The 16,305-nt window shown below is 63.9% G+C and carries 7 protein-coding genes; 1 reads left to right on the forward strand and 6 read right to left on the reverse strand.

Annotated features, from left to right (window positions below; genetic code table 11):
- Positions 1-100: 100 nt before the first annotated feature.
- On the forward strand, positions 101-9,670 hold the full coding sequence (locus tag EER27_RS12640; RefSeq protein ID WP_190285783.1) for a non-ribosomal peptide synthetase: 9,570 nt from the start codon (positions 101-103) through the stop codon (positions 9,668-9,670).
- 111 nt (positions 9,671-9,781) lie between these two features.
- On the opposite strand, the gene EER27_RS12645 is transcribed toward EER27_RS12640, so the two are convergent.
- The 6 genes from EER27_RS12645 to EER27_RS12670 all read right to left on the reverse strand — a co-directional run bounded on the left by EER27_RS12645 (position 9,782) and on the right by EER27_RS12670 (position 16,263).
- Positions 9,782-10,243 (reverse strand): hypothetical protein, encoded by a 462-nt coding sequence (locus tag EER27_RS12645; protein ID WP_123088465.1) that lies wholly within the window; start codon positions 10,241-10,243, stop codon positions 9,782-9,784.
- 144 nt (positions 10,244-10,387) lie between these two features.
- The gene (locus tag EER27_RS12650) at positions 10,388-11,650 is read right to left on the reverse strand and encodes a c-type cytochrome (RefSeq protein WP_123088466.1); all 1,263 of its coding nucleotides are present in this window, start codon (positions 11,648-11,650) and stop codon (positions 10,388-10,390) included.
- A gap of 118 nt (positions 11,651-11,768) precedes the next feature.
- The gene (locus EER27_RS12655) at positions 11,769-13,415 is read right to left on the reverse strand and encodes a diguanylate cyclase domain-containing protein (protein ID WP_123088467.1); all 1,647 of its coding nucleotides are present in this window, start codon (positions 13,413-13,415) and stop codon (positions 11,769-11,771) included.
- Between the two features lie 11 nt (positions 13,416-13,426).
- A complete protein-coding gene (locus EER27_RS12660) occupies positions 13,427-14,908 on the reverse strand; it encodes a DUF7125 family protein (RefSeq protein ID WP_263316935.1) in 1,482 nt (493 codons plus the stop codon).
- 8 nt (positions 14,909-14,916) lie between these two features.
- On the reverse strand, positions 14,917-15,336 hold the full coding sequence (locus EER27_RS12665; RefSeq protein ID WP_223807313.1) for a hypothetical protein: 420 nt from the start codon (positions 15,334-15,336) through the stop codon (positions 14,917-14,919).
- 117 nt (positions 15,337-15,453) lie between these two features.
- Positions 15,454-16,263 (reverse strand): class I SAM-dependent methyltransferase, encoded by an 810-nt coding sequence (locus tag EER27_RS12670; protein WP_317843128.1) that lies wholly within the window; start codon positions 16,261-16,263, stop codon positions 15,454-15,456.
- Positions 16,264-16,305 lie beyond the last annotated feature (42 nt).

Consider the following 16,305-nt stretch of genomic DNA (forward strand, 5'->3'; position numbering starts at 1 on the left):
GGGACGGAACCCAACGCCAAGAGGTCTCCGAGCTTCATCGCACCCTTCGTGGATCCGATGCGCAAAGCACTCCGATGGCGACTCCTCAGGACGAGACGAAATGAATCACACCTCCGATGCTCACGGCATGACGACCGTTGAGATCCAGGCGCACGACGCGTTGGCCACCGACCTCACCGAGCAGCCCAGCCTGCTCGCTGCCGACGAACGCACGCTGCTGCTGGAGTCCTGGAACCAGACCGAATCCAGATACCCCAGCGAGTTGTGCCTCCACCAGTTGATGGAACGGCAGGCGCAACGTTCTCCTGATGCGATCGCGCTGGTCCATGAAGACCAGTCCCTCTCCTACGCCCAGCTCAATGCTCAGGCCAACCGGCTGGCCCATCACCTCATCGAGCTGGGGGTGAAACCAGACGACCGCGTGGCACTGTGCGTCGAGCGCGGCATTGCGATGGTCGTCGGCCTGTTGGCCATCCTCAAGGCCGGTGGTGCCTATGTGCCATTCGATCCGACCTACTCCTCCGCGCGCCTTGCGCAGGTACTCGCCGACGCAGCCCCAGTCCTGCTGCTCAGCGATGCCGCCGGACGCAATGCCCTGGGGGAGGCGGCGCTCGAATCCATGATCGTGCTGGATCTTCTGATCGACCTGCCTTCGTGGTCCGGACAACCCGACTGCGATCCCCAGGTATCGGGCCTCGCCTCTCACCACCTCGCCTACGTCATCTACACGTCCGGTTCTACCGGAACGCCGAAGGGCGTCATGGTCGAGCATCGAAATGTGGTGCATCTGGCACACACACACATCGCCCGCTTCCAGATTTCGCCGCAGAGTCGTGTGGTGCAGTTCGCTTCGCTCGGCTTCGATGCCAGCGTCTTTGAACTGGTGATGGCGTTGACCTCCGGCGCCGCCTTGTACCTGCCTGCGCCGGCGGATCGTCAAACCGGCCCGGCATTGATGGCGTACCTGACCCGCCATGCCATCACCCATGCGCTCCTGCCGCCCGCATTCCTGCAAGGGCATACGTACACGCTGACCACGCAGCCCGTCCTCATCCTTGGCGGCGAGGCACCCAGCCCCGCATTGGTCCGAACATTGGCCTCGCAAGCGACTGTGATCAATGCCTATGGGCCGACCGAGATTACGGTCTGTGCGACCGCATGGACCAGCCCGGCGGCCGTGGACGAACTCGACTGCGTCCCGATCGGGCGACCGATCGCCAACACACGGATCTACCTGCTCGATGACCAGGCTCAGCCGGTTCCGCTGGGCGCTGTTGGCGAGCTCTACATCGGAGGTGCCGGCGTCGCACGCGGCTATCTGAATCGTCCCGACCTGACCGCCGAGCGTTTTGTCACCGATCCCTTCAGCCCGCACCCGGGTGCGCGCATGTACCGCACCGGCGATCTGGCTCGGTACCTGCCGGATGGCAACCTCGTATTCCTCGGCCGCAACGATCACCAGGTCAAGCTGCGCGGCTTCCGTATTGAATTGGGTGAGATCGAAGCTCGCCTGGCCGAGCATCCGGCAGTGCGCGAATCCGTCGTACTCGCTCGCGAAGACGTTCCCGGCGAGCCACGGCTCGTTGCTTACATCGTCCCGACCGACGATGCCGCAGCGCGAGACGACCTGGCGGGCGTACTGCGAACACACCTGGGCACGCGCCTGCCCGACTACATGCTCCCGGCGGCGTTCGTCGCACTGGATGCACTCCCCCTTACTCCCAACGGCAAGCTCGATCGCACGGCGCTGCCCGCACCCGATGGCGAGGCCTTCGTCCGCCGCGCCTTTGAGGCGCCTCAAGGCGAGATCGAGACCGTGCTGGCCCAACACTGGCAAGCGCTGCTCGGTATCGAACGCGTCGGCCGCCACGACCACTTCTTCGAAATGGGCGGCCATTCGCTTGTCGCGGTGCGTCTGCTCAGCCGCGTGGGCGAGGCTTTCGATATCGCGCTACCCCTGGCGACCTTGTTCGCTCGCCCCACCCTGGCCGAGCTGGCGACGGCGATCGCTTCCCGTTGCACGGACGCGCGCGTACTCGCTTTGCCGCCGATCGTCCCGGTTTCACGCGAAGACGCGTTGCCGTTGTCGTTCGCCCAGCAACGACTGTGGTTCCTAGCCCAGCTCGATGGAGTCAGCACGAGCTACAACATGCCCTTGGTGCTGCGTCTGCATGGGCCGCTGGACACCGCGGCGCTGCGGCGCAGTCTTGATCGCCTGTTCGCCCGTCACGAGGGCCTGCGTACTGTCTTTCGAGCGGTTGACGGAGAGCCGCAGGTGGCCTTGCTTGCGGCTGATGCGGGCCTGCCCTTGATCGAGCACGACCTGCGCGACGCGACCGACGTCGCCACCGCATTGGCGCAGCTCACGGCCAAGGACGCCCAGACGTCATTCGACCTCGCCCACGGCCCGTTGATCCGCGCTCGCCTGATCCGCTTGGCCGATCGCGAGCATGTCTTCGTGATCACCCAGCATCACATCGTCTGCGATGGCTGGTCGATGAGCCTGTTGGCGCGGGAACTCAGCGCCTTGTACACCGCCTTCTGCCAGCACCAACCCGATCCGCTTCCGCCTTTGGCCGTCCAGTATCCCGACTACGCCGCCTGGGAACAGACATGGCTCGTCGGCGAACGGCTGCAGCCCCAGGCCGATTTCTGGCGCCGCACGCTGGCCGAGGCACCTACTGTCCTGGCACTGCCCACCGATCGCCCGCGTCCGCCGCAACAGTCCTTTGCCGCCGCCGCACTGCCGGTGCAGCTCGATGTCGCCTTGACGCAGCGCCTGAAGCGACTGAGTCAACGCCACGGCACGACCTTGTTCATGACCCTCATGGCGGCCTGGGCGACGGTGCTGGCACGCCTGTCCGGCCAGGACGATCTGGTGATCGGCACGCCGTCGGCCAATCGCAGTCGGCGCGAGATCGAGCCCTTGATCGGGTTCTTCGTCAATGCCTTGCCGTTGCGCATCGATCTTTCTGGCCAGCCCAGCGTTGCCGAACTACTGACACGCGTGCGCGATGTCGCACTGGCCGCCCAGGAGCACCAGGACCTGCCTTTCGAGCAAGTGGTGGAGATCGCACGCCCCTCACGGCGACTGGATCACACGCCCTTGTTCCAGGTCCTGTTCGCTTGGCAGAGCAACGAGGAAGGGCTGTTCGACTTCCCCGGCCTGCGCGTTGAGCCGCAGATGCCGTTCGATGCGATCCGGTTTGACCTGGAACTTCATCTGCACGAGACGGAAGAGACCGTCGTTGGCACGCTGGGCTATGCGACGGCGTTGTTCGATGCGGCCACGATGGAACGCCACCGCGGCTATCTGATCGCCGTGCTGGACGCGATGGCGGCGGAGGTCCAGCCGCCGGTAATGCAGATCGAGATGCTTGCTTCGGCCGAACGCACTTCGCTGCTTGAGTCCTTGAACCAGACGGACGCTGTGTATCCAAGCGAGCTGTGCATCCATCAACTGTTCGAGCAGCAGGTTCAGCGTTGCCCAGACGCCATTGCATTGGTTCACGAGGATCAGTCGCTCTCCTATGCCCAGCTCAATGCGCAAGCCAACCGGCTGGCCCATCACCTGATCGACGTCGGGGTCAGACCCGACGACCGCGTCGCGTTGTGCGTCGAGCGCAGCTTCGCCATGGTGATCGGCCTGCTGGCGGTCCTGAAGGCCGGCGCGGCCTACGTGCCGCTGGATCCGACCTATCCGACCGAGCGTCTGGCCCAGGTACTCGGCGATGCGGCACCGGCGATCGTTCTCAGCGATGCCGTCGGTCGCCGTGCGCTGGGCGAAACAGCCACCGCCCGGCAGCAGACGCTCGACCTGGATGCCTTTGCAAGCCTCAGCGCCGACTCCTCGGCAACCCATTCCAACCCACAACCACTGGGCCTGACTCCGGAGCACCTCGCCTACGTCATCTACACCTCCGGTTCGACCGGCGTTCCGAAGGGCGTCGCCATGTCGCATGGCCCGCTGGTCAACTTGATTGGCTGGCAGATTTCCCATGCGGGGCCGGCGCAACGGACCTTGCAGTTTGCGGCGTTGGGCTTCGACGTGGCGTTCCAGGAAATCTTCTGCGCCCTGTGCGCGGGTGGGTCACTGGTACTGATCGATTCGCAGGTACGGCTGAATTTCGCGAAGCTCATCCAGACGATCTGCACGCAGAACATCCAGCGAATCCATCTGCCCTACATCGCTGCCCAGAGCCTGGCCGAGGTGATCGACGACATCGGCGACGCGCAGATGGATCAGCTGCGCCGTGGGCTTCGCGACGTCATCGTCGCAGGCGAGCAATTGCGTTTGACGCCGCAGATCAAACGCTTCTTCCAGAAATTGCCGGACTGCCGCCTTCACAATCATTACGGTCCGACCGAAACGCACGTCGTTACCGCATTCGTCCTCGGCGACGGAATCCAGGACGCGCCAACTCATGTGCCGATTGGCCGACCGATCGCCAACTCGCGCGCCTATCTGCTGGATGGCCATGGCCAGCCGGTTCCCTTCGGCGCAGCCGGCGAGCTTCACATCGGCGGCACAGGCATCGCCCGCGGCTATCTCAATCGCCCCGAGCTCACCGCCGAGCGTTTCCTCACTGACCCGTTCAGTACACACCCCGATGCGCGCATGTACCGCACCGGCGATCTCGCCCGTTACCTGCCCGACGGAAACCTCGAATTCCTCGGCCGCAACGATCACCAGGTCAAACTGCGCGGTTTCCGTATCGAGCTGGGAGAGATCGAGGCCCAGCTGTCCGATCACCCGAGCGTGCTCGAATGCGCCGTGCTCGCCCGCGAGCACGTTCCAGGCGAGCCACGCCTCGTCGCCTATGTTGTCCAGGTCGGCGGCGTGGCATCACGCGACGACCTGGCCCTTGTGCTGCGAAGCCATCTAAGCATGCGCCTGCCGGAGTACATGGTCCCGGCTGCCTTCGTCATGCTGGACGTACTTCCCATCACCCCCAACGGCAAGCTCGATCGCAATGCGCTGCCCGTGCCGGACGGCGACGCGTACGTTCGCCGTACCTACGACCCGCCTCAAGGCGAGACCGAAACCATACTGGCCCAGCTCTGGCAAGAGTTGCTCGGCGTGGAGCGCGTCGGTCGCCATGACCACTTCTTTGAACTGGGAGGGCATTCGCTTGTCGCCGTGCGTTTGCTGAGCCGGGTGACCCGAACCTTCAGCATCGAGCTGCCATTGGCCGCCTTGTTCGCCCAGCCCATCCTTGCTGAGCTGGCAACCACCGTCGCCGCGCACCTGGCGCACGGAAGTGCCGCGGCGTTGCAGGCCATCTCCTCGATTCCACGCGACGGCATGCTGCCGCTTTCCTTCGCTCAACAACGGCTGTGGTTCCTCGCCCAGCTCGACGGCGCCAGCGCCAACTACCACGTCCCGCTGGCGCTGCGTCTGCGCGGTGCACTGGATGCCAGCGTGCTGCGCCGCAGCCTTGATCGTTTGTTCGCCCGGCACGAAGGCCTGCGCACCGTCTTTGTCTCGGTGAACGGCCAGCCTCACGTCAAACTGTTGCCGGCCGACGCCAGCCTCCCGCTGATCGAGCACGACGTGCGCGGGATCGCCCATGCATCGCCCGTCCTGGCGCGCATGATCGCCGAAGAGATTGGTACCACCTTCGATCTCAGCCAAGGCCCGCTGATCCGCGCGAGTCTGATTCGCCTTGACGAGCAGGAGCATGTCTTCCTGCTCACCATGCACCACATCGTCTCCGACGGCTGGTCGCTCGGTGTCCTCGTCGACGAACTCAGCGCCCTCTACGCTGCCTACAGCCAGGAGCGTCCCGATCCCCTTTCGCCGCTGGCGATCCAGTATCCCGACTACGCCGCCTGGCAGCGCCAGTGGCTGGCCGGCGAGCGTTTGCAGGTACAGGCCGACTATTGGCGCCGTAGGCTGGCCGATGCGCCGACGCTACTGGCTCTGCCCGTCGACCGGCCGCGGCCGCCGCAGCAGTCCTTCGACGCGGCGTTCCTTCCGGTGATGCTCGATGCCGAGCTTGTCCAAGGCGTGAAGCGTCTCGGCCAGCAGCATGGCACCACCGTCTTCATGACCTTGCTCGCCGCCTGGAGCGTGGTCCTGTCGCGTTTGGCCGGCCAGGACGACCTGGTCATCGGCACGCCCACGGCCGGCCGTAGCCGTCACGAGGTCGAGCCGCTCATCGGTTTCTTCGTCAATACCCTGCCCCTGCGGATCGACTTGTCCGATGGACCGCGCGTGACCGATCTGCTCGCCCGCGTCCGGCAGACCGCCCTGGATGCACAGACCCACCAGGACCTGCCTTTCGAGCAGGTGGTGGAAGCGCTGAAGCTGCCACGACGACTCGATCACACACCGCTGTTCCAGGTGCTGTTCGCCTGGCAAAGCAACGATGAAGGCGTGCTCGATCTGCCCGGATTGCAGGTGGAACCGGAGCCGTACACGTTCGAATGGGTCAAGTTCGACATGGAACTGTTCTTCAGCGAGAAGGACGGCACCATCCAGGGTGGATTCAACTACGCGACGGCGTTGTTCGATGCGACCACCGTCGAGCGCCATCGCGATTACCTGGTCGCGGTACTTCAGGCGATGGTGGCGGATGTGCAGCAGCCGGTGGCGCAGATCGACCTGCTTGCCGCCGACGAACGCACGCTGCTGCTGGAGTCCTGGAACCAGACGGAGTTGGCGTATCCGACGCAGTTGTGCCTCCACGGGTTGTTCGAGCAGCAGGTGCAGCGTTGCCCTGATGCCACCGCGTTGGTCCATGACGACGGCTCGCTGACCTACGGCCAGCTCAACGCGCAAGCCAACCGGCTGGCCCATTACCTGGTCGAGCTGGGCGTCAAACCCGACGACCGCATCGCCTTGTGTGCCGAGCGAAGCTTCGCCATGGTCGTCGGCCTGCTGGCCATCCTCAAAGCCGGCGGCGCTTACGTGCCGTTCGATCCGGCCTACTCCTCGGCACGGCTCACCCAGATCCTCACCGACGCGGCCCCCGTCCTCGTGCTGAGTGATGCCGCAGGCCGCGAGGCCATGGGCGAAGCCGCGCTCGAATCCTTGAACGTTGTGGATCTTCTAGCCAACCACCCGGCGTGGTCCGAGCACCCCGACTCCGATCCCCAGGTCTTGGGTCTCACCTCTCACCACATCGCGTATGTCATCTACACGTCCGGTTCGACCGGCACGCCCAAGGGCGTCATGGTCGAGCATCGAAACGTGGTCCACCTGGCCTTCGCGCAGATGGCTCAGTTTCAGATCTCCCCGCAAAGCCGCGTGGCGCAGTTCGCCTCGCTCGGCTTCGATGCCAGCGTCTTTGAGGTGGTCATGGCGTTGTGCTCCGGCGCCAGCTTGTTCCTGCCTACGCAGGCAGAACGTCAGACAGCACCGGCGTTCATGGCCTACATGGCGCGGCATGCCATCACTCACACGATCTTGCCGCCAGCGTTCCTGCACGGCCACGCGGACCTGCCGCAGCTCACGACGCGCCCCATGGTGATGTTGGGAGGCGAGGCTCCCAGCCCGTCGCTGGTGCGGACGTTGAGCGAGCGAGCGACTGTGATCAATGCCTATGGGCCGACGGAGATCACCGTCTGTGCGACCGCATGGACCAGTCCCAGGAAGATGGGCGAACGCGATTCCATCCCCATTGGCCGCCCGATCGCCAACACGCGCCTCTATCTGCTCGATGACCATGGGCAACCCGTACCGCTGGGTGCGGTGGGCGAGTTGTACATCGGTGGTGCCGGCGTCGCACGTGGGTACCTGAATCGTCCCGACCTGACCGCCGAGCGTTTTCTCGCCGATCCCTTCAGCCCGCATCCCGATGCGCGCATGTACCGCAGCGGCGATCTGGCGCGCTACTTGCCGGATGGCAACCTCGTGTTCCTCGGCCGCAACGACCACCAGGTCAAGCTTCGTGGGTTCCGTATCGAACTGGGTGAGATTGAAGCCCGCCTGGCCGAGCATTCGGCGGTGCGCGAGTGCGTGGTCCTCGCTCGCGAAGACGTTTCCGGCGAGCCACGTCTCGTGGCCTATGTCGTCCCGGCCGACGAAGCCGCAGCGCGAGACGACCTGGCGGGCGTACTGCGAACACACCTGGCCCCGCGCCTGCCGGACTACATGATTCCGGCAGCGTTCGTCGCTCTCGACGTTCTCCCGCTCAGCACCCACGGCAAGCTCGATCGCAAAGCGCTCCCCGCACCCGATGGCGACGCCTTCGTCCGCCGCGCCTTCGAGGCGCCCCGGGGCGAGATCGAAACCACGCTGGCACGTCTCTGGCAGGCGTTGCTCGGCATCGAACGCGTCGGCCGCAACGACCACTTCTTCGACCTTGGAGGACATTCGCTCATCGCCGTACACCTGATCGCCAGCGTGCGCCAAGCGCTCAACGTGGACGCGGCAGTACGCGACATCTTCAGGTACCCGGTACTGAAGGACATGGCCCAACTCCTGCTGCCCGCGTCCGCGTCGTTGCCTCGCGTTCTTGATCTGAACGCCGAGTTGCAGCTGGATCCGACCATCAACGCGGCACAGCCATTCCTGCCGCAAGCCAAGCCGAAGCATGTCCTGCTTACGGGCGCATCCGGATTTCTGGGTGTGTTCTTGTTGTCATCCCTGCTGAAGAAGACGGATGCGATCGTGCATTGTCTGATTCGCTGCGCCAGCGCGGAAAAAGGACGGAGCAGGCTTGAAGCCAGCCTGGCATCGCTGGGGCTTGGCGATTACGACCGCAATCGCGTCGTCATCGTGCCGGGGGATCTATCGAGGCCGCTGCTGGGCCTCAGTCCAGCTCGGTTTGCCGACATGGCCGAGCTGATGGATGTCATCTATCACAACGGCGCCTGGGTCAATTCCCTGCACACGTACGAAACGTTGAAAGCATCCAATGTCCTGGGTACCCAGGAAGTTCTCCGGCTGGCAAGCTCCGGAAAGCTCAAGCATGTGCACTACATCTCGACGATGAGCACGATCCCGCCCATCGACGCATTGCAGGAAATTGTCAGTACCGAGGAAGAGCTGTTCGAGTGTTGGCAAGGCTTGGCGTCCGGTTACGCCCAGAGCAAATGGGTGGCCGAGAAGATCCTGCGCATCGGCGGTTCACGGGGAATACCCTTCACCGTCTACCGGCCAACGCATATTTCGGGATCAACCAGGGACGGTGCCAGCAACCCCATTGATACCTGGAGCCTGTTCATGGACGCATGCCTGCAGCATGGATGCGTGCCAGACGTCGATGCCAGCCTGAACTCGCTGCCCGTGGATTACATGAGCGAGTGCATCGTGGATCTTTCGTTGCGTGACGACGTCATCGGTAAAAGCCTCAACCTGATGAATCCACGCACCTTCATGCTGAAGCAACTCACCGACGGCATGTTGTCGATGGATGCCTCGATGAAAACGGTTTCCTATCGGGAATGGCTGGACATATGCGCCGAAAGCACATCCACGAAGAACATTGCGTCGATCATGCCGGCAGACCTCGCAACCGAACCCGGCGTCTCGACGACTCAAGGTGAAGTGAAGCTTGGAAACGCCGTCGAGCAACTTATGAGCGAGGGTTCCCGATGCCCCTCGATCACGGATGAGCTTCTGCAGAAGTATGTTGGATGGAGGATTCGCAATCGTGCTGTCCCTCCGCGAGCCGCCAGCGACAGGTCGCCACCGACGCATCGCGAGATCTGCGACGCCTAGACAGCAGACGGGCAGACGCTGGTTCGCCGCCAGCAAGCTCAACCCCGGCAAACAAAAGCGGGGCCGCGCATGCGGCCCCGCAGTAACACACTCCCTTGGATTCTGGCTTTCTTAACGACCGTCGCGATCGGCATCACCCGGCATCGCGCGCTCGATGTAATGCCAACCCTCACGCACTGCGTGCTTGGCCTCGTCCCACGGAAGTCGTGAGGCGTAGCGGGTTTCATCCCACTTGCGTTGCAGGTCGCTTTCGACGGTGTCGAAGGTCTTGCCTCTGTACTGGCCGTAGGTGTCATAGCCGTACTTGTAGGCTGGCTCGTAGTCGTTCCATTCGCGACCGGCCACGTACGTCGGAAGCTTCTTGTATTCACCCTGGAAGTGGGTGGTGTACTCGGTCGGGTTGACCGCTTCTGCGATCGAATCACCGGCCTTGGCACCCATCACGCCACCGACGACTGCGCCGACCGCGCTACCAACTGGACCGCCGGCGGCACCAACTGCCGCGCCAGCGATCGCGCCCGCAACTGCACCGGTGCCTGCACCGACGCTGTGGTCTTTTTTGACATCTTTCATGCTGGTTACTCCTGTGGGGCCGACGCCAATCCGCATCGGTCACTCGACAGTAGGTGTGCTGCGCGGATGGGGGCGTGAATTGCGCAGGCTTGTCAATGGAAGCGTTAAGCATCCAATGACGCAGCCGTCACAAACACGTTGAGGCTAGAGTGATTTCAGGTACTCAACGAGGTCTCGTTGCTGGTCAGCCTTCAACTGCAGTTGGCGCGCCTGGTTGTAGTGCGTCACCACGTCGGAAAGCGTGGCGGCGCTGCCATCGTGGAAGTACGGCGGGTGCTGCCATAGGCCACGCAACGGCGTCGTGCGATACGCGTTGCTGGTCGTACGCGAGGCGTATGCGCCATCCATGCCGGTTTCTTCCGGCGCATGCAACTTGCCACCGTTGTTGTCGGTGCCGTTCGCTCCGACGTGACAGCTCATGCAGTGGCGACCAAACACTGCCCTGCCCCGGGTCGCAGCGGCAGTGTCGAAGCTGCCTGCCGGTGGCGGCGGTGAAGCCAGGCTGTGCTGGTAGGCACGCAGCGCCGGCAACTTGGAGGTCACCAGATCCGGAGAGTGTTTGATGTCGATGCCGAGCCGCGGATCAGAGAAGTTGCCCTGGCCGCCCATCTGTGTGACAGCGACATAGGCATTCCAGTACGAGATCGGTCCTTCCGCAGTGTAGGTCTCGTTCTTGATCTTCGCCAGGCCGTACGCCGGCGGCAGCACGAGCGGCGTGTTCTTGCCGTCGATGTTGAATCGCGGGTCGTACTTGCCCTTGCCCCACCCGTTGTAGATCGCCTTCTTGTCTGCGGGAAGCGCTGGCGACAACGCAATGATCGCGCCGACGTTGAGATCGCGGTTCGGCCAGCCGTCCAGGCGGCGGCCGATGCCTGGCATCACCGAATCGTCGACGGTGGAATGGCACAGCGCGCACGTCACGCCGAGCTTGGTGATGTGATCGTTCGCGTCCACGGTAGCTTGCACACCCACGATGGCGTTCATCTTGAGCAACGCGACGGTGGTTGCCGGGCTCTTGAGATCCACCTTCTCGAGGATGCCCGGTGGCAGTACTTCGGAATCGACCTTGAGACCCACTGAAAGCGCAGTCGTGGGATCGACGTTCTTTTCGATCACCTCGTGCAGTCGCAGCTTGTCGGTCCAGACCTGCTCGTCACCGAAGGTGTCAAAGCGAAAGATGCGCTGACCTTCAGCGATGAGAGATGGCGACAAGGATTGGTCTTGCGCGCGCTCGGCGGCGGATGCGCTGCGATCGTCGGCGACGACATTCCCGCAGCCGCTCAACAGGCCAATGATGGCTGTCGCGGCCAGAATTTCGATGGCCAGAACAGAATGTCTTGGCGTCGACATGGCGCTCTCCAACCAAGACCTGGATGAGCCGTGGTGGACCTGAATGCTCTGCCGCATGTCGTGACGCTGGCGAGAAGCCACCAATCGATCTGTTATCGCCACGTGACGAGTGGCGTGCTGCCCGTCAGCTTCCCTATGCATCCACGTCGGATAGCTGGTCACCCGCGCATTGCTTCTACTTCCTTCGACGCGATCTGGATGGCGGCTTGGGTGCAACCAAAGGCAGCGTGACGACGAACTTGCTGCCCAGTCCGGTGCCGGCACTGTGCGCGACCACGGCGCCGCCATGCGATTCGGCCAACTCGCGCACCACCGTGAGCCCGATGCCCAAACCCGCTCCGCTGAAGCCAATGGCGTGTGGCTCCTGCACAAATGGCTCGAAGACCTTGCGCAGGGCGTCGGCGGTAATCCCAATCCCGCTGTCGGACACGGTCACCGCGATGGCATCGCCTTCCACCGTGACCGAAAGCCCGATCTCGCCACCCTTCTGCGTGTATTTGGATGCGTTATCGAGCAGGTTCCTGAGGATCTGCGCCAGGCGGACCGGGTCTCCGTCCACTTCAAGAGCACGCGGGGGCACCTGGACGCTGAAGCGTTGCATGCGCGTGTCCATCGCCGGCCGGCACGCACCGACTGCCTCGTCGATGATGCTGGCCAAGTCGACCACCTGGCGTTCGAGCCTCAGTTTGCCGGTATTCGCGCGCGAGACGTCAAGCAGGTCGCTCACCAGGCGCGCCATGTGCTCGACCTCCTGTTCGATGATGGCCTGATAGCGCGGCATTTCGTCCGCGCCAACCAGGCCCAGCATCTCGGCCGCAATGCGAATGGGCGTCAACGGGTTGCGCAGTTCGTGCGCGACCACGGCCAGGAATTCCTTCTGCTTCTGCTGCGCCAGTTCTGCTGCGGCAAGCAATTCCTGGGCGCTGAGTGCGGCCAGCACCAGTTCGCCGTTCGCTTCCCGCAGCTGCATGTGGTGCTGCTCGTGTTCGGCCGAAGCAGATTCGTAATGCGTAAACGGACGCTGCAGCGACGCCAATGCCGGCAACTGCACGCTTCGCGCGCTTGGGGGTTCTTCGCCGTGAAACACGAAACCGCCGAGCCCGAGCCGTTTGGCGCGGTACATGGCGGCGTCCGCATGGTCGATGAGCGTCTGGGCATCTTCGCCATCGTCCGGGTAAACGCTGATGCCGATGCTCGCGGTGAGGCGCAGCACGTGATCGCCCACGCGGCTGGGGACAGCGAGGGCTGCGATCACCTTGTCGGCGACCAGGGTCGAGTCGGATGCGTGGGACACCTCGGTGAGCAGGATCAGGAACTCGTCGCCCCCATAACGGCAGACCGTATCCTCTTCGCGAACCAGGGCAGAAAACCGTTTCGCCGCCAGTTTGAGCACCTCATCACCGACCGCGTGGCCGAGGGTGTCGTTGATCTGCTTGAATTTGTTGAGATCCAGGAACAGCAGGGCAATCCGGGTGCCGTGACGCTTGGCAAAGGCGATGGCGCCCGCAAACCGGTCGAGCAGCAGCACGCGATTGGGCAGCCCGGTCAGCCCGTCCACCTGGGCGGATTGCGACAATTCGTCTAGCGCCCGCGAGGCAGCCTCGGCCTCGCCCTGGGCATGCAGCGCGGCAAGTGTCAGCTGCTCGTTGGCCTCGAGCAGTTGGGTCGACTGGTTGCTGTCCAGGCTATTCTCGGCGTCGATCACATCCTGGTGAAGGCGCGCCAGCGCTGAGCGTGCCTGTTCGGCTTGCTGCCGCAACTGAGCAAGTTCGCGCGCGGCTTTCGTCGCCGCGCTCTCTTTGCCGTTAGAGGTTCTATTCATGGTGGCTGGACTCATCCATCGTCAGCACCGGCGACCGGGAGGGGGCGAACCGAAGCGCGCTTGTTGGTTGGCCTGCCTCCGAGCAGCCCTTCCTGGTCGGGAAGCATCTCGCCAATGTGGATGCCGTGATCGTCGATGCTGAACTCGCGCAACTCGTCCGAATGCGCGCTGGCCCGCACCTTGACCACTGCCATGACGCGCCTCAGCCGACTGTCGACCTCAATATAGCGCTGCACGATGATCGCGTCGGTAAGGAACGCCGTGCCGTACGGACTGAAGCGCAAGTCGGTGTAACGATCTTCCAGCTCGGATGTCATCAGGACGGTCACGCCAGCGCCGGTCAGGGCGGTGACCAAACGCAACAGCGACTCACGGAAGTCCTCCCTGAACGTCGGTGCCAAGGCAAGTTCGAACGCCGACAGCGAATCGATGACCACACGGCTTGCATCCAGGCGGCGAATCTCGTGGATCAGCAGTTGTACGATTTCGTCGATCGAGAGGTCGGGAGCGCGACTGTCCACCAGGCCCACGCGGCCGCTTTCGATCAATTCGGTGAGCACGCGATTGCGCGATCGGCTGGGACGCTGCTCAAAGACCGCAATGACGCCGGTCTCGCCGCAACGTGCGCCCTCGGCCAGGAACGCCGCGGCCAGGATGCTCTTGCCCGAACCAGAAGGTCCGGCCACGAGAATCGAGTAACCGCGCGGCAAGCCACCGCCCATCATGTCGTCCAGGCGCGGAACGCCCATCAGCAGACGCGGGCCGAGCGATTCCGCATTCGATCCGGAGTGCATTGGAAGCACTGCGCGTGCGGGTGCGAACACCTCAAGGCCGGTACTGTTGATGCGGAACGTGTGCAGCCCGGGCAGCGTCGGCTGGCCGCGCATCTTCATGATCTCCATCTTGCGGACCATGGAGTTGCGCTGGACGCTCTGTCGCAGCCAGATCAGTCCGTCAGCCACGGTCAGGACCGGGTTGGCCTCGGTGTCGGTCTCCGTTGCTGTGAGGTACTCGCCGATCAGGAAGGTCGTGGCCTGCCAGCTCGTCATCAGCATCCCGAGCTGCTGGACGAACTGCTGCAGGTTGCCCTCCCCCCTGTTCGCGTGCACCACAGCGCGGAACGAGTCCACGAAGACGAGCGCAGGATGGTGCTTCTGCACCTCGGCGACGATACGGTGCAGCACCTGGTCCAGATCGCCCGCCGAGGCATCGTCGGACAGGTTGATGAAATGGACCGATCGATTGACCAGTTCGCTGTCGAAAAAGTCGAACTGCTGCTGGTAACGCAGCATCTTCAGGGGCGGCTCGCCCAGCACCGTGAAATAGAGCGCCGGACGCTCCGGCGTCGCCAGTGCGAACATCATCTGGTGCGCCAGCGTGGTCTTGCCGCAACCTGGCGGTCCCGCGATGAGATTGAACGAGAATTCAGGCAACCCACCCCCCAACACTTCGTCCAGGCCCGGCACGCCGGTGGACAGGCGGTTGATGGTCACTTTGGTGGTCATGGCGAGGTGTCCTGCGCGGGCGGGCCGCTTGGAAAGTGGGCCCATACGGGACGAAGCAATCGCTCAGTGAGCGATGGACCGACCAGACTGGTCAGCAACTCGTAGAACGTCTGCAGAAAGTCGCCGCCAGCGGTGGCGGCATTGGCGCTGCTTTGTTGCGCGAAGGCGGATTTCAGCGCCTCCAGGTCGACGGTCGGCTGAACCCCTTGATGCATGCCCGCCAACCAGGGGTGAGCAGATCCAATCAGGAACAAACTGCGTTTGTAGAGCATGGCAACGCCCCGCTGCCCGATGACGGGACTCAGGACAGCGTCGACCTCCTGCCATGTCGCGACCATGGTGTCGGCGACTTGCGCGGCAGTCTGTGCTCCATGCGCGAGAGCAACGGCAATCCGTTGGCCTTCTTCGTTCTCCACTGGATCCGCCACTGGTCGTTGGTTACGGATGATTCGATAGTACGCCCTCGGGATTTCCGGTGCCGAAGGGTTCCGTAGGGCACCCGGCCGGAACAGGTGAAGCATTGCTTCAGCAATTCAGGCCGATGACGACACCGGCGCCCGCGCACTCACCATCCAGCACGCGGCATCGAAGCGGACCGCCGCGCCATGCACATAGGGTTCGAAGGCCGCGCGGACGGTTTCGACAACCCGCGCGCGGGTCTGCGCATCCACGTCGGGTAGCACCCGGCCGATGGGGCCGAGCCGCGTCAGGTAGCGCACCAGTTCGCGCTCGGGAAACGCACAGGCGCTGTCGATGGGCCGGATATCGATGTCGGCCCAGCCGCCGTGTTCGAGGACGTGGTGGATGTTGTCCGGATCGGCGAAGGCGAATTGTCCTGGCCCATTGGAGGGACGCGCTGGCAGGTTTGGCAGCAGGTGCGCAGCGGCGCGTTCGGCGGTGGTCATGAACGGATTCTCCGCGGCCCCCCGCCACGCCACGAACCGCAGTTCGGCACCGTCCACTGCCGCACGCCGCAGGTTGGCGAAGGCCGCGACGGAATCCTCGAAGAACATCACCCCAAGGCGCGAGATGATCGTGTCGAAGCCGAATGGCTCGAAGGCATGGGTCTGCGCATCGGCGCGGATGAAACGCGCCAGGGCGCCCTCGCGCGCCGCGCGGGTGCGGGCCATGGCGATCATCGGATCGGAGATGTCGATGCCGGTGCAGTGGCCACCGGCACCGAGTCGCCGGGCGATCGCCAGTGTGGTACTTCCCGTGCCGCAGCCGACATCGAGTACCCGGTGTGCGGACCCGACAGGGACGGCGCCAACCAGCAAGTCTTCCAGTGGCTGGAACATCCGGTCGAGCGTCTCCTGCGCCTCGACCCAGGCCTGCCCGGCCACGCCCCTCCACAGTCGGGCCTGCTCGTCGTCGGTGGTCTTCGT

Source organism: Montanilutibacter psychrotolerans (genome assembly GCF_003719825.1).
Taxonomy (GTDB): Bacteria; Pseudomonadota; Gammaproteobacteria; order Xanthomonadales; family Xanthomonadaceae; genus Montanilutibacter; species Montanilutibacter psychrotolerans.

What these genes read in the sequence shown, in the direction of transcription:
- EER27_RS12640 (WP_190285783.1), top strand. Translation starts at nt 101, where the DNA reads ATGAATCACACCTCCGATGCTCACGGCATGACGACCGTTGAGATCCAG.
- EER27_RS12645 (WP_123088465.1), bottom strand. Translation starts at nt 10,243, where the DNA reads ATGAAAGATGTCAAAAAAGACCACAGCGTCGGTGCAGGCACCGGTGCA.
- EER27_RS12650 (WP_123088466.1), bottom strand. Translation starts at nt 11,650, where the DNA reads ATGCGGCAGAGCATTCAGGTCCACCACGGCTCATCCAGGTCTTGGTTG.
- EER27_RS12655 (WP_123088467.1), bottom strand. Translation starts at nt 13,415, where the DNA reads ATGAATAGAACCTCTAACGGCAAAGAGAGCGCGGCGACGAAAGCCGCG.